The organism is Salinibacterium sp. G-O1, from assembly GCF_030063305.1.
Classification (GTDB): domain Bacteria; phylum Actinomycetota; class Actinomycetes; order Actinomycetales; family Microbacteriaceae; genus Rhodoglobus.
Genome location: NZ_JASISV010000001.1, coordinates 988,947 through 1,009,810 on the forward strand (window position 1 = coordinate 988,947; position 20,864 = coordinate 1,009,810).

General features: G+C 63.8%; 21 protein-coding genes. 11 read left to right on the forward strand and 10 right to left on the reverse strand.

Annotated features, from left to right (window positions below; all coding sequences use genetic code 11):
- The first annotated feature begins 7 nt into the window (after positions 1-7).
- A complete protein-coding gene (locus QMG83_RS04825) occupies positions 8-289 on the forward strand; it encodes a DUF3039 domain-containing protein (protein ID WP_283504199.1) in 282 nt (93 codons plus the stop codon).
- A gap of 4 nt (positions 290-293) precedes the next feature.
- On the opposite strand, the gene QMG83_RS04830 is transcribed toward QMG83_RS04825, so the two are convergent.
- Positions 294-1,589 carry a nicotinate phosphoribosyltransferase gene (locus tag QMG83_RS04830; protein ID WP_283504200.1) on the reverse strand — a complete coding sequence of 432 codons (1,296 nt, stop codon included), beginning with the start codon at positions 1,587-1,589 and terminating at the stop codon, positions 294-296.
- Between the two features lie 77 nt (positions 1,590-1,666).
- On the opposite strand from QMG83_RS04830, the gene murI reads away from it, so the two are divergent.
- The 6 genes from murI (at position 1,667) to QMG83_RS04860 (ending at position 6,460) form a co-directional block, all read left to right on the forward strand.
- Positions 1,667-2,512: a glutamate racemase gene (gene murI / locus QMG83_RS04835; protein WP_283504201.1), complete on the forward strand. Its 846-nt coding sequence runs from the start codon at positions 1,667-1,669 to the stop codon at positions 2,510-2,512.
- Positions 2,509-3,246, forward strand: a complete 738-nt coding sequence (rph, locus tag QMG83_RS04840) for a ribonuclease PH (protein ID WP_283504202.1) — start codon at positions 2,509-2,511, stop codon at positions 3,244-3,246. The genes murI and rph overlap by 4 nt, the downstream gene beginning before the upstream one ends.
- The gene (locus QMG83_RS04845; protein WP_283504203.1) at positions 3,243-3,872 is read left to right on the forward strand and encodes a non-canonical purine NTP pyrophosphatase; all 630 of its coding nucleotides are present in this window, start codon (positions 3,243-3,245) and stop codon (positions 3,870-3,872) included. Before rph ends, QMG83_RS04845 begins: the two co-directional genes overlap by 4 nt.
- Before the next feature lie 159 nt (positions 3,873-4,031).
- On the forward strand, positions 4,032-5,279 hold the full coding sequence (locus QMG83_RS04850; RefSeq protein WP_283504204.1) for an Nramp family divalent metal transporter: 1,248 nt from the start codon (positions 4,032-4,034) through the stop codon (positions 5,277-5,279).
- Positions 5,279-5,890 (forward strand): metal-dependent transcriptional regulator, encoded by a 612-nt coding sequence (locus tag QMG83_RS04855; RefSeq protein WP_283504205.1) that lies wholly within the window; start codon positions 5,279-5,281, stop codon positions 5,888-5,890. Before QMG83_RS04850 ends, QMG83_RS04855 begins: the two co-directional genes overlap by 1 nt.
- A gap of 6 nt (positions 5,891-5,896) precedes the next feature.
- Positions 5,897-6,460 (forward strand): HEAT repeat domain-containing protein, encoded by a 564-nt coding sequence (locus QMG83_RS04860; RefSeq protein WP_283504206.1) that lies wholly within the window; start codon positions 5,897-5,899, stop codon positions 6,458-6,460.
- Here QMG83_RS04860 and QMG83_RS04865 read toward each other — a convergent pair.
- Positions 6,457-7,203 (reverse strand): DedA family protein, encoded by a 747-nt coding sequence (locus QMG83_RS04865; protein ID WP_283504207.1) that lies wholly within the window; start codon positions 7,201-7,203, stop codon positions 6,457-6,459. The two genes, QMG83_RS04860 and QMG83_RS04865, sit on opposite strands and share 4 nt — an antisense overlap.
- Before the next feature lie 175 nt (positions 7,204-7,378).
- On the opposite strand from QMG83_RS04865, the gene QMG83_RS04870 reads away from it, so the two are divergent.
- The 4 genes from QMG83_RS04870 (at position 7,379) to QMG83_RS04885 (ending at position 11,563) form a co-directional block, all read left to right on the forward strand.
- Complete coding sequence (locus tag QMG83_RS04870) at positions 7,379-8,590, forward strand: NAD(P)/FAD-dependent oxidoreductase (protein ID WP_283504208.1); 1,212 nt, start codon at positions 7,379-7,381, stop codon at positions 8,588-8,590.
- Positions 8,591-8,600: 10 nt separating this feature from the next.
- On the forward strand, positions 8,601-9,791 hold the full coding sequence (locus tag QMG83_RS04875) for a cation:proton antiporter (protein WP_283504209.1): 1,191 nt from the start codon (positions 8,601-8,603) through the stop codon (positions 9,789-9,791).
- Between the two features lie 64 nt (positions 9,792-9,855).
- Positions 9,856-10,758, forward strand: coding sequence for a class II fructose-bisphosphate aldolase (locus tag QMG83_RS04880; protein ID WP_283504210.1), 903 nt, complete (start codon positions 9,856-9,858; stop codon positions 10,756-10,758).
- Between the two features lie 10 nt (positions 10,759-10,768).
- Complete coding sequence (locus QMG83_RS04885; protein WP_283504211.1) at positions 10,769-11,563, forward strand: DeoR/GlpR family DNA-binding transcription regulator; 795 nt, start codon at positions 10,769-10,771, stop codon at positions 11,561-11,563.
- On the opposite strand, the gene QMG83_RS04890 is transcribed toward QMG83_RS04885, so the two are convergent.
- The 8 genes from QMG83_RS04890 to ngcE form a co-directional block, all read right to left on the reverse strand.
- Positions 11,553-12,488 (reverse strand): 1-phosphofructokinase family hexose kinase, encoded by a 936-nt coding sequence (locus tag QMG83_RS04890; RefSeq protein WP_283504212.1) that lies wholly within the window; start codon positions 12,486-12,488, stop codon positions 11,553-11,555. The two genes, QMG83_RS04885 and QMG83_RS04890, sit on opposite strands and share 11 nt — an antisense overlap.
- Positions 12,485-13,486, reverse strand: coding sequence for an ROK family protein (locus QMG83_RS04895; RefSeq protein WP_349357420.1), 1,002 nt, complete (start codon positions 13,484-13,486; stop codon positions 12,485-12,487). The genes QMG83_RS04890 and QMG83_RS04895 overlap by 4 nt, the downstream gene beginning before the upstream one ends.
- Positions 13,483-14,400 carry an SIS domain-containing protein gene (locus tag QMG83_RS04900; protein ID WP_283504213.1) on the reverse strand — a complete coding sequence of 306 codons (918 nt, stop codon included), beginning with the start codon at positions 14,398-14,400 and terminating at the stop codon, positions 13,483-13,485. Before QMG83_RS04900 ends, QMG83_RS04895 begins: the two co-directional genes overlap by 4 nt.
- A gap of 70 nt (positions 14,401-14,470) precedes the next feature.
- A complete protein-coding gene (locus QMG83_RS04905) occupies positions 14,471-16,486 on the reverse strand; it encodes a DUF5107 domain-containing protein (protein ID WP_283504214.1) in 2,016 nt (671 codons plus the stop codon).
- Positions 16,483-17,481: an N-acetylglucosamine kinase gene (locus QMG83_RS04910; protein WP_283504215.1), complete on the reverse strand. Its 999-nt coding sequence runs from the start codon at positions 17,479-17,481 to the stop codon at positions 16,483-16,485. Before QMG83_RS04910 ends, QMG83_RS04905 begins: the two co-directional genes overlap by 4 nt.
- A 66-nt stretch (positions 17,482-17,547) precedes the next feature.
- Positions 17,548-18,456, reverse strand: coding sequence for a carbohydrate ABC transporter permease (locus QMG83_RS04915; protein WP_283504216.1), 909 nt, complete (start codon positions 18,454-18,456; stop codon positions 17,548-17,550).
- Positions 18,453-19,454, reverse strand: coding sequence for a carbohydrate ABC transporter permease (locus QMG83_RS04920; RefSeq protein WP_283504217.1), 1,002 nt, complete (start codon positions 19,452-19,454; stop codon positions 18,453-18,455). The genes QMG83_RS04915 and QMG83_RS04920 overlap by 4 nt, the downstream gene beginning before the upstream one ends.
- The gene (ngcE, locus tag QMG83_RS04925; protein ID WP_283504218.1) at positions 19,451-20,857 is read right to left on the reverse strand and encodes an N-acetylglucosamine/diacetylchitobiose ABC transporter substrate-binding protein; all 1,407 of its coding nucleotides are present in this window, start codon (positions 20,855-20,857) and stop codon (positions 19,451-19,453) included. The genes QMG83_RS04920 and ngcE overlap by 4 nt, the downstream gene beginning before the upstream one ends.
- Positions 20,858-20,864: the final 7 nt, after the last annotated feature.

A 20,864-nucleotide genomic window follows, 5' to 3' on the forward strand; every position in this document is an offset into this window, starting at 1 on the left:
TTGACCCATGGTTGATTCGTATCGCATGTCAGATCCAGACGTGGGCGGCGCAGGCGGCGGCACTGACACTCTCGATCGCGAGCTCGAGGAGCTGATCCAGCAGGAGCAGGTCGAAGAGGGCGACCACGAGCGTTTTTCGCACTACGCCCCGAAGAACAAGATCATGGAATCCGCACTGTCCGGCAAGCCGGTGCTCGCTCTGTGCGGCAAGCTCTGGGTTCCGGGCCGCGACCCGCAGAAATTCCCGGTGTGCCCGACGTGCAAAGAGATCTACGAAACCCTGAAGTAGTCGCCTAGCGGTACACCGTCGGGATCACGGGCTCTCCGCGACCAAGACGGAATGCTTCCTCCGGCAACTCGGCGATCGCCGTCGCGTGGTGTGCGCGGGCGCGCGCCGTCCCTGCGGCCCCGGTGAACGTGTCGTCCGAGACGCCGTTTGTGACCAGGGTGGCGCTCAGGGTGCGTCCGGTCGCGCTGGCGGCGGGCGGGGCATCCACATAGATCGTTTCGGCGACCGCGGTGCCAGTGCTGTCGACCGTCCTGACGGGGAATTTGCGGCCACCGACGGTCGCCTTCGCCTCAGACTTCTTGCCGACGCTGACCCAGTCCCCGCCAGAGTCCCGGTGCGCGACGAGCTTGTAGACCATCCCGGACGCGGGGTGTCCTGAACCCGTCACGACCGCTGTGCCGACGCCGAATGAGTCGACCGGCGCGGCCCTGAGCGCGGCGATCGTGTACTCGTCGAGGTCGTTCGTGACGGTGATGCGTGTTGAGGTGGCGCCGAGCGAATCGAGTTGGGCACGCACGGCAGCCACCTGCACGGGGAGGTCTCCGGAGTCGATGCGCACCGCCCCGAGCGACGTGCCAGCCACCTTCACGGCGAGGTTGACCCCGGCCTCGATGTCGTAGGTGTCGACCAGCAGGGTGGTCGACGGACCGAGCGCATCGACCTGCGCCTGGAACGCCTCCTCCTCACTGTCGTGCAGCAGCGTGAACGAGTGCGCGGCGGTGCCCATGGTCGGGATTCCCCAGCTCCTGCCCGCCTCGAGATTGCTCGTTGCACTGAACCCGGCGATGAACGCTGCCCTGGCCGCAGCAACGGCAGAGCTCTCACCGGTGCGTCGTGAGCCCATCTCGGCCAGCGGACGGCCGGACGCTGCCGACGTCATCCTCGCCGCGGCCGAGGCAACCGCCGAATCGTAGTTGAGCACACTCAATGCGAGGGTTTCGAGCAGGACGGCTTCGGCAAATGTTCCGTCGACCACGAGGATGGGGGAGCCGGGGAAGAATAGCTCGCCCTCGCGGTATCCGGTGATATTTCCCGTGAACCTGTAGTCGGCGAGCCAGTCGATGGTGTCCGGCCGCACGACAGCGTTATCGCGAAGCCAGCCGAGCTCCTCATCGCCGAAACGGAATTCCTCGATCAGCGACAGCAGGCGTCCGGTGCCCGCCACCACCCCGTACCGGCGCGAATCGGGAAGCCGCCGGGTGAACACCTCGAAAACGCACTCCCGGTCATGCGTGCCACTGCCGATCGCGGCATCCACCATCGTCAGCTCGTAGCGATCGGTCAGTAATGCAGTGCTCATGAGCCGAGCCTAGGTGGCGTGCGCTTGCCGCTCCACTCGACGTGATGGCAACGACGAAGCACTAGTAACCTCGAAGCGTGAATAACGCGCCGATCGGAGTCTTCGACAGTGGCGTGGGCGGTCTCACCGTGGCGCGGGCCATCATCGACCAGTTGCCGCGCGAATCGCTCCTGTACGTGGGCGACACAGTGCACTCCCCGTACGGGCCGAAGCCCATCGCCGAAGTGCGTGGCTACGCCCTCGAGGTCATGGACGATCTTGTCGCTGACGGCGTGAAACTGCTCGTCATCGCCTGCAACACTGCATCGGCCGCGATGCTACGGGATGCTCGTGAGCGCTTCACAGATGGCTACGGCATCCCGGTGGTTGAGGTGATCCAGCCGGCGGTGCGAGCAGCCGTCAGGCAGACGCGCAACAAGCGTGTCGGGGTGATCGGAACCGTCGGAACGGTCAAGTCGAAGGCCTACGACGACACCTTTGCCGCGGCATCCGGGCTCGAATTGTTCACCCAGGCCTGCCCCCGCTTCGTCGAATTTGTGGAAGCCGGCATCACCAGCGGAGCGGAACTGTTCGCCGTCGCCGAGGAATACCTCGCGCCCCTCAAGGCGGCAGACATCGACACCCTGGTGCTCGGCTGCACGCACTATCCGCTGATGTCTGCGGCGATCCAGTACGTCATGGGCGACTCGGTCGCGCTGGTGTCGAGCGCCGACGAGACGGCCTACGACGTCTACCGCACGCTCGTCGCGCACGATCTGGAGCGGCAGTCGATGGATGCCCCCACCTACGCCTTCGAGGCGACCGGCCCCGACAAGGCCGCATTTCTCACACTGGCTTCACGATTCCTCGGCCCCGAGGTCGCCAGCGTCAACACGTACGACACCGGGGCCATACACATACCGAGAACGGAATATCTGACATGACCTTGAGCAAGCCGAGAATCGATGGCCGCGCGGCGAACGAATTGCGTGCCGTCACCATCGAACGTGGATGGAGTGACCAGGCCGAAGGATCCGCGCTCATCTCGTTCGGGCGCACGAAGGTGCTGTGCACCGCGTCGTTCACCAACGGTGTTCCTCGCTGGCTCAATGGCAAGGGCAAAGGGTGGGTCACCGCCGAATATTCGATGCTGCCGCGCAGCACCAACGACCGCATGGATCGCGAGTCGGTCAAGGGCAAGATCGGTGGCCGCACGCACGAGATCTCCAGGCTGATCGGTCGCTCGCTTCGTGCCGTGATCGACACCAAGGCGCTCGGGGAGAACACCATAGTCATCGACTGCGACGTGTTGCAGGCCGACGGAGGCACCCGCACCGCGGCGATCACCGGAGCGTACGTTGCGCTCGCCGACGCCGTGGAGTGGGGGCGCTCGAAGGGTTTCATCGGTAAAAACGCGAAAGCGATCATCGACTCGGTCGCCGCGGTCAGCGTCGGCATCATCGACGGTGAGCCGCTGCTCGACCTGGCGTACACCGAAGACGTCCGCGCCGAGACCGACATGAACGTCGTCGTGACCGGCCGCGGGCTGTTCGTGGAGGTGCAGGGCACCGCCGAGGCTGCCCCCTTCGACCGACGCGAACTCGACGCGCTGCTCGACCTCGCCCTGGGTGGAGCCACCGACCTGACCGCGCTTCAGGTAGCCACCCTCGCGTCATGAAACTCGTGCTCGCCACCCACAATGCGCACAAGGTAGACGAGCTGCGTCGCATCCTCGGTGATGCGCTCGACGGCATCGAACTGATCGGATATGACGGGCCGGAGCCGGTGGAAGACGGCGACAGCTTCGAGGCGAACGCGCTCATCAAGGCTCGTGCCGCGTCCGCGTTCACGGGGCTGCCGGCGATCGCGGATGACTCCGGGATCTCGGTCGATGCGCTCGGCGGGGCTCCTGGCATCCACTCTGCCCGGTATGCGGGCGGGCGGGATGACGCGGCGAACCTCGAGCTGCTGCTCAGCAACCTCGGGGCCAACACCAACCGCGCCGCCCACTTCACCTGCGCGGCCGCGCTGGTGGTGCCGCCGCCCGTCGGAGCCGTTGGGCCCGACGGACCGCCCTCGGCGGCCGAGGCCGGGGAATTCGTCGAGCTCGGTATCTGGCCCGGGACCGTCCTGCTTGAACAGATCGGTCCGAACGGTTTCGGGTACGACCCGATCTTCAAGCCCTCCGGGATGTCGGTCAGTGCGGCCGAGCTGCGCGCGGAGGAGAAGAACGCGGTCAGCCACCGCGCGCTCGCTTTCGCGGCGATCATGCCGACGGTTCGCGCTCAGCTGCTGGGGGAGTAGCACCGCAGCCCTTCGCTACACGGCCGCCCAATCTTCCGTCTTCTCTTCCGAAATGACGGAGTTGAGGCGCGATCTAGGGCCCGAGTCCCCGAGAGCGCGCGGATTCACGCGCTCGAGTCCGTCATTTCGGAAGCGTCAGCCGAGCGCTAAGGTTTCGGTATGCCGAAATCGCCGTCGCTGCTCGCGGCTCCGCCGAGCCGGGTTCGCGCCACGATGTTCGCGATGGGGCCGGCGTTCGTCGCTGCCATCGCCTACGTCGACCCCGGCAACGTCGCCGCGAACCTCACCGCGGGTGCCCGGTACGGCTACCTGCTGCTCTGGGTGCTCGTGCTCGCGAATGGAATCGCCGTGCTCGTGCAGTACCAGTCGGCGAAACTGGGGATCGTCACGGGCCAGAGCCTGCCCGAGATCCTCGGCGAAAGGCTGAAGACCGGCCCCAGGCGCGTTTACTGGATCCAGGCCGAGCTCGTCGCCGGGGCGACCGACATCGCCGAGGTGCTCGGTGGCGCCATCGCCCTCTACCTGTTGTTCGGGGTTCCCCTGCTTCTGGGCGGGCTCATCGTCGGGCTCGCATCCATGGGCCTGCTGCTGCTGCAGACCCACCGGAGCCAGCGATCCTTCGAGGCGGTGATCATCACGCTGCTGGGCGTAATCGTGATCGGCTTCATGAGCGGCCTGTTCTTCAGCGGGATGAACCCGGCCGAAGCGGTTGCCGGCATCGTCCCGCGCTTCGAGGGCACAGACTCCGTACTGCTCGCGACGTCGATGCTCGGCGCGACGGTCATGCCGCACGTGATCTACCTGCACTCCGCCCTTGCGCGGGACCGGCACGGGGTGACCACCGATCCGGTGCGGATCCGAAGCCTCCTGCGCTCCACCCGGTGGGATGTGGGCGGCGCGCTCTTCGTTGCGGGAGCGGTCAACATTTCCATGCTCCTGCTGGCGGCGGCAGCGCTCAGGGGTGTCGAGGGCACCGACTCGATCGAGGGAGCCCACGCCGCGGTCGTCGCGACCCTTGGACCCGCCATCGGAGTCATCTTCGCGATCGGGTTGTTGGCCAGCGGGCTTGCATCGACCAGCGTGGGAACCTATGCGGGTTCCTCGATCATGGGTGGCTTGCTGAAGCTGAAGGTCCCTCTGCTGCTGCGCAGGGCCATCACCCTGATTCCCGCGCTGGTAGTTCTCGCCATCGGTTTCGACCCCACCCGTGCGCTGGTTCTCAGCCAGGTGGTGCTGAGTTTCGGCATCCCGTTCGCCCTGATTCCGCTGGTCTGGTTCGCGAGTTCGAGAAAGTTAATGGGCGATTTCGTGAACCGCCCATGGCTGCGCTGGAGCGGCTGGATCTCGGCTGGCGCCATCACCGTGCTCAACATCCTGCTCATCGTGCTCGTGGCGAGCGGCAACTGATGGCCGTCGCGCCCACCGCGGTGGAGGACTACGTCAAGGTCATCTACACGCACACCGAATGGCAGCCCGAGCACATCACCACGGGGTTGCTCGCTGCCCGCCTGGGGCTGGCCGCGTCATCCGTCACCGAAATGGTCAAAAAGCTGGTGGCGCAGGGGCTCGCGATTCACGAACCCTATGGTGCGATCGAACTGACCCCGGATGGCACGGCGCTGGCCCTGCGCATGGTGCGGCGTCACCGGCTCATCGAGACCTGGCTCGTGCAGCACGTCGGCTACGGCTGGGACGAGGTGCACGACGAAGCCGAGGTGCTGGAGCATGCGATGAGCGACAAGCTGTTGGACGCGTTGGACGCACAGCTCGGGCATCCGAGCCGTGACCCGCACGGCGACCCGATCCCGGCAGCCGACGGCTCCCTCCACCGACCGCAGGCGGTTCTGGTGACGGACGCGCCCAGCGGCGGGGTGGTGGTGCGCATCAGCGATCGCGATCCCGTGCTGCTGAGGCACCTGGAGGCAGAGGGGATCGTGGTCGACGCGGTGATTGATCGTGCCAGGTGTGACGCGCTTGCCGTTGAAGCTCGCGCATCAATCTGGGTCGCGGCCACGTAGGGTTGCATGGTGCCTGATGAGACTCCTGTAGAACTTCCGATCGAAGCCCGAATCGCCGCTGCCGTTGAGCAGCTCGGCCTGGATACCGTCGTGCTGCGCTCGCTGTCGCTGCTGGCCGGCAACAACGAGGGCGAAGAATTCCTGCTCGTGGTGGGCGGGGAGCACGCCCAGGGCATCCTGGATGGAGCGCCCGTGCTGTACTGGCCGGAGCTGTGGGGCACGCGTGCGCTGCTCTATGTCTGGAATGACAGCGCGATCGCCGGCGTTACGGCGGCACTCCAAAACCAGGCCTGGCGTGTGCGGGAGATGGCGACGAGGGTTGCCGCCACCCGTGGATTGCAGCTTCAGGATGAGGTCGGCGTGCTGCTCACAGACGAGGTGGCGCGGGTTCGCGCGGCTGCGGCACGCGCGCTCGGTGCGATCGGTGACGACGTGGAGGTCATCCGGCCGCTGTTGAAAGATCCCGAGATCGAGGTGCGCCGTGGAGCCCAGCAGGGCATCGACGCGATCCGCAAGCGCAGGCCTGCGCAATCGGCCCCGACCGACCCGGCCGCGGGCAGCGAAAGTTAGTCGCCCAGTTTCTGGTCGAACTTCTTCTCGTCGAGCACGAGCGCTTCTGCCTCAGCGTCATTGAGTATGGCTGCGTTGCGCCTGCGGGCCTTCACCATCGACTGGATGTAGTGGTACACCGTCGGCACAACCGCGATGGCGACGGCCGCCAGCAGGATCACATCGATGTAGTTGGTGACGAAATCGCTGAGCGGCGGGATGTAGCCGAGCACGAATCCGAGGAAGGTAAGCCCTGAACCCCAGATGATGGCGCCGATCGCGTTGTACAGGGAGTACTTCTTGTAGTTCATGTGCCCAACGCCGGCGGCGACGGGAGCGAAGGTGCGCACGATCGGCACGAACCGGGCAACGATAACTGCCAGTCCGCCGAAACGTTCGAAGAAGCCGTTGGTGCGCTTGACGTTCTCGACGCTGAAGAGACCTGTCTCTTTGCGTTCGAAGATGCGGGGCCCGGCCTTGTGGCCGATGAGATAACCGACCTCTCCGCCGAGGAACGCGGCGACACTGATCGAAATGCAGACCAGCCAGATGGGAATTTGGATGCCCTGCCCCGCTGGCACCATGGTGCCGGTGAAGGTCAGGAGTCCGGTAATGACCAGCAGCGTGTCACCCGGCAGCAGGAACCCGAGCAGCAGGCCGGTCTCAGCGAAAACGATGAGGCACACGCCGAGCAGCGCGAACGGGCCGAAACCCTCAATAAGGTTCGCTGGATCAAGCCAGGGGATCAGGGCTGTAGGGGCCAAGGAACAAACTCCAAGTCGTCGGTTGCCGTGAGCGTCAATCGGCGGGGGTCAGGTGTTGTGTCTCAGAATAGCCGCTTGGAGGCGAGATGAAGCTGGGGTAATCCCCCCAAAACCTGTCATGTGCCATTCGTCAAGCCCTGCCGATGCTTGTGACCGACCTCGTAGCGTGGATGACATGACTGGTAATGAGCGCCTGGCCCATCATGACGTGGTTGTTATCGGCGGAGGCAACGCCGGACTGTCGGTGGCGGGTCGGCTGCACCGGTATGGCATGAACGATGTCGCCGTTATCGAGCCGCGCTCGCACCACCGTTACCAGCCGCTGTTCTCGCACGTCGCCGGTGGCACGGCGAAGGCCAGCCAGGCTCATCGCCCCCAAGGGGATGTCACGCCTCGCGGAGTCACGTGGCGGCAGGATCGGGTGGTCAGCATCAATCCCGATGCCTCCGAGCTCGTGCTCGCTCTGGGAACACGGATGACGTACGGTCACCTCGTGGTGTGTCCGGGCATCCAGAAAGATTTCGACCGAATTCCGGGCCTGGTCGATGCGCTCGCCACACCATACGTGTCATCGCACTACGAGTTCGAGTACGTCGCCAAGACGTCGCGGCTGCTGCGCGACGTGCGCGAGGGCACCGTCGTATTCGTGCAACCAGCGGGTCCGGCAACCTGCGCCGGGGCATCCCAGAAGCCGATGTACCTGGCGTGCGCGTACTGGCGAGCCAAGGGTGTGCTCGACAACATCCGGGTGGTCATGCTGGTGCCAGACCCGACGGTTTTCGGCATTCCCGCCATCGACTCCGAACTCGAACGGAAGATCGACGAGTACGGCATCGAGCTTCGCACCAGCACCGAGCTGATTGAGGTGGATGGGGATCAGCGTCAGATCGTGGTCCGCACGGCCGACGGTGAGCCCGAACGGATGTCGTACGACGTCCTGAATGTGGTTCCGCCGCAATCGGCTCCGGACTGGCTGAAAGCTTCGGCCCTTCCAGCGCCGGGGGACGCCGCCGGGTTCGTCGATGTCGACCCGTACACGCTGCGCCACCGCCGGCATCACAACGTGTGGTCGCTCGGCGACGCGGCTGCCACCCTCAACTCAAAATCCGGCGGGGCACTTCGGGAGCAAGCCAAAGTGCTTGCCGGCAATCTTCGCGACGTTAAAGCGGGAAAGTCGCCATCGGCGCGATACAGCGGATATTCGGTTGCGCCGTTCACCGTCTCGCGCGGCACCGTGGTTTTCGCGGAATTCGATGACCGGTACCGACAGAAGCCCACGGTGCCGTTCTGGCCCGGGCTCGCGCGGGAGCGGCGGCTGACGTGGGTGTTCGACCGGCACATCCTGCCCTGGGTCTACTGGAACCTGATCCTGAAGGGCCGCGCGTAGCATTGCTCGTGTGATCCTCGCTTTCGGAGCTGTGCTTCTCGCCGCGATTCTTATTTCGGGGATCGCGCACCGCACGGTGTTATCTACCGCCGTGCTCTTTCTCGCCGCAGGTTTTCTGCTCGGGCAAGGCATGCTGGGCGTCATCCCCCTGCAGGCCGGGGATGACCAGGTAAGCCAGCTCGCGCAGGTCGCTCTCTTCGTCGTACTTTTTACCGACGGCCAGCGCCTCGCCATCCGCGACCTCGCGAAGGCGTGGCGCCTGCCGGGTCGAGCGCTTCTGCTCGGCATGCCTCTCACGTTCATCATTACCGCGGTGCTCGGGGTATGGCTCCTCAATGTGCCCTGGCCGGAGGCGCTGCTTATCGCAGCCGTACTCGCCCCCACCGATCCCGTATTCGCTTCTGCGATCGTGGGCCGCGTTGAGATTCCTGCCAGGGTGCGCGGTCTGCTTAATGTTGAGTCCGGGCTGAACGACGGACTGGCCCTTCCCGTCGTTCTGATTTTTATTGCTGCAGTCGGCGGTCCCGATGTCGAGCCGTTGCTGCTCACGCTCGAGCTGGTTGGTGGTGTGGCACTCGGTGTCGGTGTGCCGCTTCTCGTCTCCCTCCTGCTGAGGATTCGCTTCCTCGTCACCACGCCGTTGTATGCCTCGCTCGGTCCTGTTGCCATTGCGATCATCATCTACGGGGTTGCGACAGTCACCGGGGCGAACCTGTATCTCGCAGCCTTCGCCGCGGGAATCACGATCGCGAGCGCCGCCCCCGAGATGCGCGACGCATTCGTCGAGTACGGCGAATACATTGCCGAGATCGTCAAGCTCCTGGCCATCTTCGTCTTCGGGGCGCTCATCGCGCCGAGTCTGCTCGCGGATGTTCCGCCGCTCGGCTACCTGTTCGCCGTACTGATCCTCGTTGTCGCCCGCCCGGTTGCCGTGGAGATCGCGCTGATCGGCAGCAAACTGCCGTGGGAGGAACGAGGCACAGCGGCGTGGTTTGGCCCCAAGGGTTTTGCCTCGGTGCTTTACGGACTGCTGGTGCTGGAGAGCGGCAATCCCGACGCCGAGTACCTCTTCCATCTCATCGTGGTGGCAATTTCGCTGTCGATCATCGCGCACTCGTCGACCGACGTTCCCATCGCGGGGTACTTCGCCAAGATGGAGCGTCAGGACAAAGAGCGAGCGGCCCGCGACGCCGAGCGGTAGCAGGAGCGCTTGCTGGTGATTGCGGTACGGGCTTCGCGGAGCGTAATCTCTAGCGGAAAAGTGGATGCCCGCCTCCACCGAGTTGCGCAACAACGGCGCCAGCATTGAAGATCTAACCATGCCCCTCGCGCGAACGACTGACCTGATCGCCACAGCACGTGCCAGACATGCAGCCGTTCCTGCGTTCAACATCATCACCATGGAGCACGTGGAGGGCATCATCGCCGGCGCCGAGCGAGCACAGGCGGCCGTGATCCTGCAGTTGAGTGAGAACTTGGTGCTGTACCGGGGCGGGGCCCTGCGACCCTTGCTTGCGGCAGCCCGCGAGTGTGCGGCCGCGGCCGATGTGCCCGTCTCGATCCATCTCGACCATATTCAGGACGAGACTATGGCGCGCGCCGGAATAACCCTGGCCGATGACTTCGGGGTGAGCTCGATCATGGTCGACGCGGCGCATCTGGTGTATGAGCGAAACGTCGAACAGACTGCTGCACTCGCCGCCCAGGCTCACCTGAGCGGACTGTGGGTCGAGGCCGAGCTCGGCGCGATTGGCGGGAAGGACGGAGCGCACGCCCCAGGGGTGCGGACCGACCCTGACGAAGCGTCCAGTTTCGTCGATTCGACCGGCGTGGACGGCCTCGCAGTCGCGGTCGGAAGCTCCCACGCAATGACCGCCCGCGAAGCCGTGTTGGACATCGCACTGATCGAACGCATCGTCAGCCGGCTAGATGTTCCTCTTGTGCTTCACGGCTCCTCTGGCGTGCCCGACGCTGTCCTGCGCGATGCTGTGCGAGCGGGAATCACCAAGGTGAACATCGGGACGGCGCTGAACGTCGGGTTCACCTCAGCAATCCGCACCTTCCTCGCCGGCAACCCGAACTCCACCGATCCCCGAAAGTACCTTGGTCCCGCCCGCGATGCCATTGCGGATGAGGCCTATCGGCTGTGTGTAGTGCTGGCGAGCTGAGGGCCCGCGGATGGCGCAGCAGCAGCAGCGATTAGGTGCCCTTCTCGACCTGATTATCCTTCGCGGGACTGTTTCGATCTCGGACATCGCACTCGAGTTGAGGGTGTCTCCCGCGACGGCGAGACGCGACCTCAACACCCTTGCCAGCCAGCGTCTGGTCACGAGGACCCACGGTGGCGGGATGGCGCTCGGCAGCGGATACGAACTTCCGCTGCAGTACAAGCTCCCGCGTCACGCTGAGGCAAAGATCGCGATCGCCAACACTGTCGCATCCATGGTGAACTTCGGGGACGTCGTGGGGTTGAACGGGGGAACGACGACAAGCGAAGTCTCTCGTGCGCTCGGCAGGAGCCAGCACGTGGTCGGGCCGGGTGCAGAACCGGGACTGACCATCGTCACCAATGCGCTCAACATTGCCTTCGAGCTTTCAGTGCGGCCCCACGTGACGATCGTGGTCACGGGCGGTGTTGCCAGGCAGCAATCCTACGAACTCGTCGGACCGCTCGTCGCAGAGTCGATCGACAAGGTGACCCTCGATATGGCGATTTTGGGAGTGGACGGTCTCAGCTCAGAATTCGGGGCAACCACGATCCACCCGGGTGAGGCAGAGGTCAGCAATCGCTTCGCCCAGGCGGCAGGCCGGGTTGTTGTCGTCGCGGATTCGTCCAAACTAGGCAGGTCAACCTTCGCGCGAATCTGTACTCTCGATCGCATCGATACCCTCGTGACGGATGCCCCGATCGCCGACGATTTCGCGCGTGCGCTTGATCGAGCGTCGGTCGAGGTGATCGTGGCTAACGGCTGAAAATTACCTCGGCCTCTAGCGCAGCAATGTCGCCGCCCACGCTTCCGGCGACGGGCGCCAGAACCGCCGCCGCCGACCAGGCCGTCGCCATCCGCAGGATTGTCTCGCGCTCGCGATTACCAGTCGAAAGACACACGGCAGCAGCCGCGACGGCGGCGTCCCCCGCGCCGGTCGGGTTTCCCACGAGGGGCATCGCCAGACGCGCGAAGAGCGGTTCACGGTCGTCCGAACTCACGCCGAACATTCCGTCCTCACCGAGAGACACGAGAACCATTCGTGCGCCGAGGTCGAGAAGGCGCTCCGCCCCAGCAAGAGGGTCTTCGAGCCCGGTCGCTTCGGCAAGTTCAACCCGGTTTGGTTTGAGAAGGTCAGCCCCAGCACTCGCGGCGAGCAGCAGCGCCGTGCCAGTTGCGTCAATGATGGCGGGAATGCCGAGCACATGGGCAGCCTCCACGCAGCCCGCGTAGAAGCTGTCACGGGTCGCATTGCTACCGGAATTCGCACCCGGAAGACTTCCGGCACCGACCAGACAGCGGGCGCCGGACGCGAGGGCGCGCACGGACTCGGTCAGGGTCGCCCACTCGCTCTCGTCCATGGGGCTGCCGATCTCATTGACCACCGTTGTGCGTCCACTGCCGACTTCAACCAGCGCGATACTCCGGCGCATACTCGAGGCGACCCGGATGAGCTCGTGAGGAACACCGCTCGTGGTGAGTTCGTGTGAGAACTCAGCTCCGCTGTCGCCGCCCACGGTCGCGAGTGCGAGCACACTGTGGCCCAGTTGGTGGCATACGCGCGCCACGTTGAGTCCCTTGCCGCCGGCACGGGAGTGCGCGGCGGGAACGCGGTGGCTTTCGCCGAGCGTGAGGGAATCGGCGTGATAGGTCATGTCTACCGCAGGGTTCGGCGTGATCGTGAGAATCATGATGCCGCAGCTTCAAGCAGGTCTCGCGCGGCAAGCGCCGATCCCACGACGCCCGCGTTCTCGCCGATTGTCGCTGGTATCAATTGGGGTCGGCGTTGGAATGTGAGTAGCGCATCCAGTCGCTCCCGAAGCGGCTCGAAAAGCGCATCGCCGGCACCGGCGAGTCCGCCGCCAATGACGATTGCCTCCGGAGCGAGCAAAGCCACAGTGTGAGACAGGTCGAGCGCGAGAGCGTCGAGCGCACTCTCCCAGACCTTGCTTGCGTCGAGGTCACCGTGGCGTATACGCTCCAGCACCTCTCGTGCGCCAGGAAGGCTCGATCCGGTGGCAGCGTTGTAGCGTCGGGCGATGGCGCCCGCCGACGCCACAGCTTCGAGGCAGCCGCGCCCGCCACACGCGCACTCCGGCCCGTCCGCGACGATCGAGTGGCCGTTCTCGCCTGCCAACCCACCACCGGCATAGAGCTCGCCACGAAGGAATATTGCGGCGGCGATCCCGGTCCCGATGGTCATGACAACGACGTCGCTGAACGGCTGAGCGGCGCCGAGACGGAACTCAGCGAGGCCAGCCGCGCGCACATCGTGGCCGAAGGCGACGGGGAGGTCGAGCAGCGTGCTCAAGCGGTCTCGAAAGGGCACGGCGCGCCAACCGAGGTTCTCGGAGTAGACGCCGGTGCCGGCCACATCATCGACGTACCCCGGCACCATCAGGCCGACCGCCTTGATTGGCACTTCGGGGTGGCGTTGACGAATGCCTTTAGCCAGCCGTTCGAGTTCGGAGAAAATGGCGCCAGCATCCGCCGACTTATCCTGTGGCGTGGGGGTGCGGACTACGTCAAGCAGTCGGCCCGTCTCGTCGACCAGCGCCGTCTTCGAGTCAGTGCCACCAAGGTCGAATGCCAGCACAGCAGCTCCCGGCCCGAGGGAGGGCACTGCGGTCTCGCGCCCGAAGGGCGGCACGGTGAAACTACTCTCGTCGGGGGGAACGGCTGTGGTCACTGGTCGAGGATAACCGCGCGGCTAAGGTTTCGTGGTTTGTCCGGGTTCAACCCGGCACGTCGTGCCCGCTCGAGCGCGACCCGCTGGGCTCTGATCAGGTCCACCATGGGGTCTCCACCGCCGTTCTCGAAGTGTGCGCCGGTGACGGCGATGTCCTTCGCCAGTCCGGTCGGCGGCGTACCAAACATCCAGACCACCCGACCCTCGGAGGCGATGCTGATCGGGCCGTGGCGGTATTCCTTAGCTGGGTATGACTCGGTCCAGGACTGTGAAGCCTCGCGCATCTTCAGCGCAGCCTCATGGGCGAGCCCCACGGAGAACCCCGTACCGAGGAAGGTGTACTGCTCGGCGGAGAGAAGCGCCTCGTCGAGCGCGGACCCGACGGCGTCGCGGGCTTGGGCAATGACCGGCGCCAGGTCCTCACCCAGCGATGCGCGCAGAACCGCCAGCGCGGTCGTCGCGAATCTGGTCTGCACGACAGACTGCTCGTCGGCGAAGGGGAGTGCGATCACGTCGCCGACAGCGCTACCCAGCGGTGTGGACTCCTCCGCGACGATCCCGATCGTCCGAACGTCGTCGCGCAGCCCGCTGACCAGCTGGAGTACTTCTGTGGTTGTCCCGGAGCGGGAGAGGGCAATGACCGCGTCGTAGTCGCGCGCAGGAAACGCTTCGGACGCGGTGAAAGCATCGGTTTCGCCTTGCCCACTCTGCTCGCGCAGCGTTGCGTAGCTCTGGGCCATGAACCACGATGTTCCGCACCCGACGATCGCAACTCGAGTTCCGGCGTCGGGAAGCGCCGAGCGATCAATGTTCTCGACAGCCTGCGCCCAGACGTCGGGCTGGGAGCGCAGCTCCTCTTCCATATGGTGTCCGGCGGCCGGGTCGGCGATTGGCTCGTGGGAATTGTGGGTCATGAGCATCTCTCTTCTGATCGATTATGATCGAAACTTGGCACTAACGATCATGTTACGACGTAAATCGGTTCTATCCCATATCGAACTGATACTGGGAAGGCACGGCCTCACCCGGACATACCTCCGCCCACAGCGAGGCAAGGGAGTTCTTCCCCTCACGAAGATCCGGAATTTCTATGCCTTCCCTCAGGATCTGTGCGGCAGAAGCGGGTTGGCCAGTGCGCGCCAGCGCCTGCGCATAGAGGAATCGGAGTCGGCCCTGATGGTCGAGCACCTTCGCTTCGGTCAGGAGTTGCAGAGCGGCGTCCGGGTTACCCAGATCCAGGAAGGCTGTGGCCGCCTCCACGAGGATCGCGCTCGCCAAATGCACCGCCATTGGATCGGCATCAGCGTTCGCGAGTGACCATGCCGAGCGGTAGTGCTCGATGACCCCGGCAACATGGTCGCCAGCTGGTGAGGGGCCTGAAGTGAGCGCGAGTTCGCACAGCGCCAGGCCACGATGAGCGTGTGCAGCGGCCACCCCAGAAACCGGTTCGGCTTCTAACGCCGCTGCGTAGAGATCGGAGGCCTCATCGTGATCCCCTCGCGCGTGCCGCATAACGGCCAGCTGGAGAAGAATCCATGCACGATGGTGGATGTCAGTCTCCAACGCTGCGGTCAGGCGCGCCTCCCATTGCGGCCCCGATACGAAGGATTGCGCGCCATGGAAACCTCGCCCCTCGAGCAGGTCCAGCCAGGGCTGCTGTTCGTCCGTCAAGGATTCGGCCGGAAACGAAGTGCCATCGCCAATGATCCAGGCTTCACCATCGGCGCGACGGCGTTGCGCCTCCAACGCGCCCCAACCGCTTCCGGTCGTCACCATCCGCTCAATCGGGTGATCAGCCACGTCACGAATCCAGGCGTGCGCTGCCTGCAGCGAAGAGTCGCTCAGCAGGGCGTCGACACGCTGTTCTCCGTGGACGATCGCAGCGGCCCAGTCCGATCCGTGAGAGATTCCTGGGTCAACCCGAGCGTTGCCGTAGGCCTCCAGCCAGGACCACTCTGCGCCGGCGGGCATCCGTACGTGCTCGAACTGGGTCTGGGTGAGCCCCGCCTGAATCTCGGTGTACTTGTCGCCGCCGGGCGTGAGCCATTCCTGCCAGCGGTCACCGCCGCGACTGTTGCCCCAGACGAACAGCTTGCGTCCACGCAATTGCGCGGTGGACAGCATTGCCAGACCGTCGCCGTTCCCGTCCGCGCTCAGAATCCAGCGACGCTGCTCTGGCGCGAGGTCGAAGAAGAAATCCCGCGCTCGAGGACTTCGGCTCGGCCAGGTGCAGTCCACCACTCCCGTGTCGCCCTGGCCGTTCTGTACCAGATCATGGGTTGGATCGACCCGGGAAATACCATTGCCGTCATTGGTTGCGAAAGCGGTGGTCGCAGGAGCGAGCACTCGTGTGTCTGCTCGCTGCGGCACAGCCGCGTTGCTCCACCAGTACAGCGGAACGTCCTCTGCACCCGGGTTGCGTAGCCGGATGGCGACAAAGAGCACGGCCGAATCATCGGGCAGCCAGGCGTCGATCTGAAACACGACATTGCGCATCCGCTCGAACTCCCACATTCGAAGGACACGGCCCCCTGCTGTCAGTCCGGCATGGAGCGGTTCGCACGTGGTCGGTGAATGACCGCGCGTGCCAATGTTCCATTCGATACCGCCGGCAAACCACGCGTTCCGGAGGGCAAGGTTCGCGAATTGCGCGGTGCCGGGACTGTGAAGCAATTGTGTGCCAGAAGTCTTGTCTACGAGTTCCCAGAGTCGGCCACCAAGCTCGGGAATGAACACCGCGCGCAGTCGATCATTCTCCAGCACCACCGTCTCCACCTCGCGTTGACGAAGCGTCCGTGTGTATCCGTCCTGCAGGCGATACGGAAAGGTGCTTCGCGGATGGCCGTAGGTCGCACCGTCGACGATCTCCGCCGGGAGTTCGCCGCGGATGTCGTAGGGGCTCTCCAGGGGTGCTCCGACCATGGGGAGCGGATTTTGTGCGCCGAGATCAGCGATCGACAGGGCTAGACGCTCCACTGACACGGTGGACGTTTCGCTCATGCTTTCCTCCTCAGCTCGGCCAGGCCCAGGGTGATTCTGGTGAACATGTCGTTATCGACGGCGATCTGGGCTCTCCTCAGTGCCAGCACTGCGGCACCGACGACACCGTCATCGACGGTGATCAATGGCGAGCGACCTGACCCATCCTGCAACACGGTCGAAAGCGGCGGCTGGGCACTCAGTTGACGTAAAACACTGCCTCCGACCACGATGGGCCCGCCGTGTCCCTCCAGGTGCACGGCAGCGAAAGTGTTGGCGAGCTGGGTGGCCGCGCCGTGCCGGATATCCTGTGCAACCTCGTCATCGGCCGCCGCGAATGCGAGCGGTGAGAATCGAGCGAGCTCGATGGGGCGCATGCCATACAGGGCGCGGATGAGCTGGAGCTGCACCTGGGGCCGACCGAATGTGCGATCCTCAGCAGCGCCGAGCCCGAGCATGCCGAGCAACGCTGGTGTGAGAGCGGTGCTCGGTCCTCGACCATCAAGTTCTGCGGCGACGGCTCGCGCGACCTTCCTCCCGATCCAGAATCCCGAACCACCATCCCCGAGCAACCAACCAACTCCGTCCGAGACGAAATCGAGGTGAGCGTCAGTAATTCGTCCCGCTACGGCACCGGTCCCGGCGATCAATACGTATCCATGCCCCTCCGGTGTGCCGGAGCAAAACATGGCCAATAGATCAGACTCGATGTGCAATGGCCCCCGGAGTCCGATCTCGGCGAGCGCAGTTGCCATCAGATCTGTCGGTTCAGCAGAGTTACCTCCCGCCAAAGCCACGAGGGCAGAGGACACGGTGGGCGAGTCGACCCCGGTTGCTTCCAGCGCCGCACGAGTGGCGCTCACCACTGCCAATGAGGCCGCCTCGAACCCGGACGAAATGGGATTGCCGCCACCCGCCTGTCCAAACCCAAGAGTGTGTCCAGAGGCATCGACGATGAGTGCACGGGTGGTGGTGCCACCCGCATCGATGGCAAGAATTCGTTGCAAAGACGTCACCGAACCATTCTCATGAGCCACACGCGAAGGTGAGGATGCGCGGGTTGGCGCACTAAGGGGAGCCTGCTACTTGTTCGTGCCCTGCGACACCGAACCCTGCAGTTGGCGTTGGAAGACGAGGTACACAACAAACACCGGAATGACAGTGATCACGACGGCGGCGAACAACGCACCAAAGTCGACCGAATACCCCGCCTGCGACGCAAACCGCGCCATGCCCTGAGTCAGAACGTATTTGTCAGGATCCGTGTTCAGCGCTACCGGCAGCAGGAACTGGTTCCACAGCCCGACGAAGTTCAGGATAGCCACCGTCGCCAGGCCGGGCTTGGCCATGGGAAGCATGACCTGGAAGAAAGTTCTCCACTCACCAGCTCCATCAATTGCTGCGGCCTCCGAGATCGAATTCGACAGGGACTTGAAGAACGCGAACAGGAAGAACACGGTAAAGGGATAGGCGAACGCCGCGTAGGTGATGATCAACCCGAACAGTGTGTTGAGCAGCCCGAAGCCCTGCAGCACAAAGAACAGGGGGACGATAGCGAGAAAGACCGGGAAGGTCAGGCCGGCGAGCATCGCATAGTAGAGCGCCCGTGACCCGGGGAACTGGAATCTCGCCAAGACATACGCGGTCATCGACCCGAACGTCATGGTGAGGATCAGCGCCCCGAACACCACAATGATAGTGTTGAAGAAGTAGCTGCCGATTCCGGCCGTCGTCCACGCGTTGGCGTAGTTGTCGAAACTCCACCGAGAAGGAAGAGAGAACGGCGACGCGAAAATCTCGGTGTTGTTCTTGAATGACGACAGAATCGTCCACAGGAGCGGGAGCACAACGATGATCGACCAGATGGTCAGAACTGAGTGCGAAATACCGCCGACAACCTTGTCGCCGGTGGTGTTCGTGCTCTTTCGACCATTCGTGCGCGTCTTCTGACCCGGGTCAAGCGTGCTGGTGCCTGAAGTCGTGGATGTCATTCGCTGACCTCATTCTTTCCACCGGTGAGTCGGTTGACTGTGAAAACAATTAGTGCAAAAAGCATCGTGACGATGGCGAGCACGACGCCCATTGCGGACGCGTAGCCGAACTGGCCCTTGGTGAAGGCCGTCGTGAACAGCTGTTGCGAGATCACCAGAGTCGAGTTCGCGGGTCCACCCCCGGATTCCAGAGCGGCCATGTAGACGAAGGCATCGAGAGCCAGAATCCCCATATAGATGTATGAGGTTTGAATGGTGTCCCGGATGATCGGGATCGTGACGCTGATGGCTGTGCGGAAACGCCCGGCTCCGTCGATGCGTGCAGCTTCGTAGATTTCTGCGGGAACACCTTTGATCGCCGCGATGAACAGAACCATGTAGAAGCCGATGAGCCCCCACACGATCACGAACATCACTGCGGGCATCGCGGTCTTGATCTCGCCGAGCCACGCGAATGCCTTGAACTGCTCAAGGCCGACAGCGCGCAGCAAACCGTTCAGGATTCCCGTGTTCGGGTCGTACACCTGCTGCCAAATGAGGCCAATCACGATTGCCGGAATGACGTAGGGAAAGAAGGAGATGACTCGGTAGAGGCTCGAATTGCGCAGACCCCTGATGGCGCCGTGACTGGGGCCACCGACTGTGACGAGGGTTGCAAACACAAGAGCAATGCCCAGCGTGACAATGGGGAGCACGACGGCCAGCGTGACGCTGTTGCTGACCGCTTTCATGAAGGTGTCGTCCTGGAACAACTTCACATAGTTGTCCACACCGATGAAGTTCATGGTGGCCGTGAAACCGGACCAGTCGGTCAACGAAAAATACATCGCCTGGATGAAGGGCGAGACGACGAAGATGATGTAAACAACGACGGGGACGACGAGGAACACGGCCAGAAAACTGATCGTGTCGACGTTGAGGTCGCGACGGCGGAACCGCCGGGCGGCGGTGGATTTACCGCCGCCCGGCTGTCCCGTTGGAGCATCGACTGAGGTCAACTGACCGTCACCTTCTGGATGGACGAGTCGTTGGCCACCTTGTCGGTAATGGCCTGCAGACCCGAGGTGAGTTCGGCGACTGATGAGCCGCCCTGAAGGAAGGTGTTCCACACCACCAGCTGGTCAACATTCATCCCGTAGAGGTCGATGAAGCTCCACGAGAAGGTGTCGGCACCCGCGCCCTCGAGCAGCTTGACCTGGGACACCAACGCCGTGGAACCGAACCCATCCGCGGGAACCGTGTCTTTGACGATCGTGGAGGCGAACTTGGTCTTCGCGAAGTTGACCGCTGCTTCCTTTGAGAGCATCGCCCGCAGAAACTCCTTACCGCCGGCCACGTTCTTTGCCTTCGACGGCACGATATAGCCTTCTCCCGCCGTGGAGTGCAATGCCTCCCACGGCATTGCAGACCCGCTGCTCACCGTTGGTTCCGGTGCGCCGGTCATCTGGAAGTCCTCCTTGGTGTCCTTCTTCATCTCGTTCTCGATCCACCCGCCGGACGGGTAGAGCAGGAACGCCTCGGAGCTGCTCCACTGGGCCTGTGCCGCCGTGAACTGGGTTCCGGCACCACCCGGCTGGATGTAGCCAGCGTCGATGATGTCCTTGAGGCCATTGAAAACGCCCTGAACGGCATCCATCGACCAGCAATCCGGCTTCAGGTTTTCGAGAGCGAGCCGGACATCGTCGCCACCCTCCTTGATTGCGGAGGCGATCGCCATCGTCTGGTAATAGGTGGCAGCCTCTTTGCCCCAACCCATCAGGTACTTCCCGTCAGCCTTCGCCTTAGCTCCGAGGTCGAGCATCTCGGCGTAAGTCTTCGGAACGTCCCACCCCTTCTCAGCGAACAGGGAAGCTGAATACCAGAGTGCGTAGACGGTCAGCACGTAGTTGAGCTGGACAAACTTCCCGTCGAACGTGCCCGGCTCGATCACACCCGCGTACAGGGTGTCCTTGATGGGGATGCCCTCGTAGTTGTTTGCTTCGATGACATCCGTGAGGTCCTCGAGCTGCTCCCTGATGGTGTTGATGCCGATCAGTTTCGCGCCGCTGTTGTCGATGACATCAGGTGGGTTTCCTGCAACAAAACGCGGCTGGAGAGTCTGCGCGATGTCGGTCTGTGCCGACACCTTGACGGTCGTTCCGCTCTGCTCTTTCTCTACCGCTTTGCCCGCAAATTCGGCGTAGTCGATACCGTAGCCGCCGTTGAAGATGACCGCGTCGACGGTGGATGTTGCCGGCAGCCCAAACGGGTTCTTCGCGGTCTTGTCACCTCCCGCGACGGGACCGGTTGAGGTTCCTGGTGCGCACGAGGCCAAGGACATGCCGAGGGGGATCGCCAGACCGGTGACGACAACGCCCCGGAGAAAATCGCGACGCTGCGGACGCCATTCGCTAATTGCCATGATGTAC

Bases quoted from the DNA above. Each gene is read 5' to 3' on its own strand.
- QMG83_RS04825 (WP_283504199.1), top strand. From the start codon at position 8: ATGGTTGATTCGTATCGCATGTCAGATCCAGACGTGGGCGGCGCAGGC.
- QMG83_RS04830 (WP_283504200.1), bottom strand. From the start codon at position 1,589: ATGAGCACTGCATTACTGACCGATCGCTACGAGCTGACGATGGTGGAT.
- rph (WP_283504202.1), top strand. From the start codon at position 2,509: ATGACCTTGAGCAAGCCGAGAATCGATGGCCGCGCGGCGAACGAATTG.
- QMG83_RS04845 (WP_283504203.1), top strand. From the start codon at position 3,243: ATGAAACTCGTGCTCGCCACCCACAATGCGCACAAGGTAGACGAGCTG.
- QMG83_RS04850 (WP_283504204.1), top strand. From the start codon at position 4,032: ATGCCGAAATCGCCGTCGCTGCTCGCGGCTCCGCCGAGCCGGGTTCGC.
- QMG83_RS04855 (WP_283504205.1), top strand. From the start codon at position 5,279: ATGGCCGTCGCGCCCACCGCGGTGGAGGACTACGTCAAGGTCATCTAC.
- QMG83_RS04860 (WP_283504206.1), top strand. From the start codon at position 5,897: ATGGTGCCTGATGAGACTCCTGTAGAACTTCCGATCGAAGCCCGAATC.
- QMG83_RS04870 (WP_283504208.1), top strand. From the start codon at position 7,379: ATGACTGGTAATGAGCGCCTGGCCCATCATGACGTGGTTGTTATCGGC.
- QMG83_RS04880 (WP_283504210.1), top strand. From the start codon at position 9,856: ATGCCCGCCTCCACCGAGTTGCGCAACAACGGCGCCAGCATTGAAGAT.
- QMG83_RS04885 (WP_283504211.1), top strand. From the start codon at position 10,769: ATGGCGCAGCAGCAGCAGCGATTAGGTGCCCTTCTCGACCTGATTATC.
- QMG83_RS04890 (WP_283504212.1), bottom strand. From the start codon at position 12,488: ATGATTCTCACGATCACGCCGAACCCTGCGGTAGACATGACCTATCAC.
- QMG83_RS04900 (WP_283504213.1), bottom strand. From the start codon at position 14,400: ATGACCCACAATTCCCACGAGCCAATCGCCGACCCGGCCGCCGGACAC.
- QMG83_RS04905 (WP_283504214.1), bottom strand. From the start codon at position 16,486: ATGAGCGAAACGTCCACCGTGTCAGTGGAGCGTCTAGCCCTGTCGATC.
- QMG83_RS04915 (WP_283504216.1), bottom strand. From the start codon at position 18,456: ATGACATCCACGACTTCAGGCACCAGCACGCTTGACCCGGGTCAGAAG.
- ngcE (WP_283504218.1), bottom strand. From the start codon at position 20,857: ATGGCAATTAGCGAATGGCGTCCGCAGCGTCGCGATTTTCTCCGGGGC.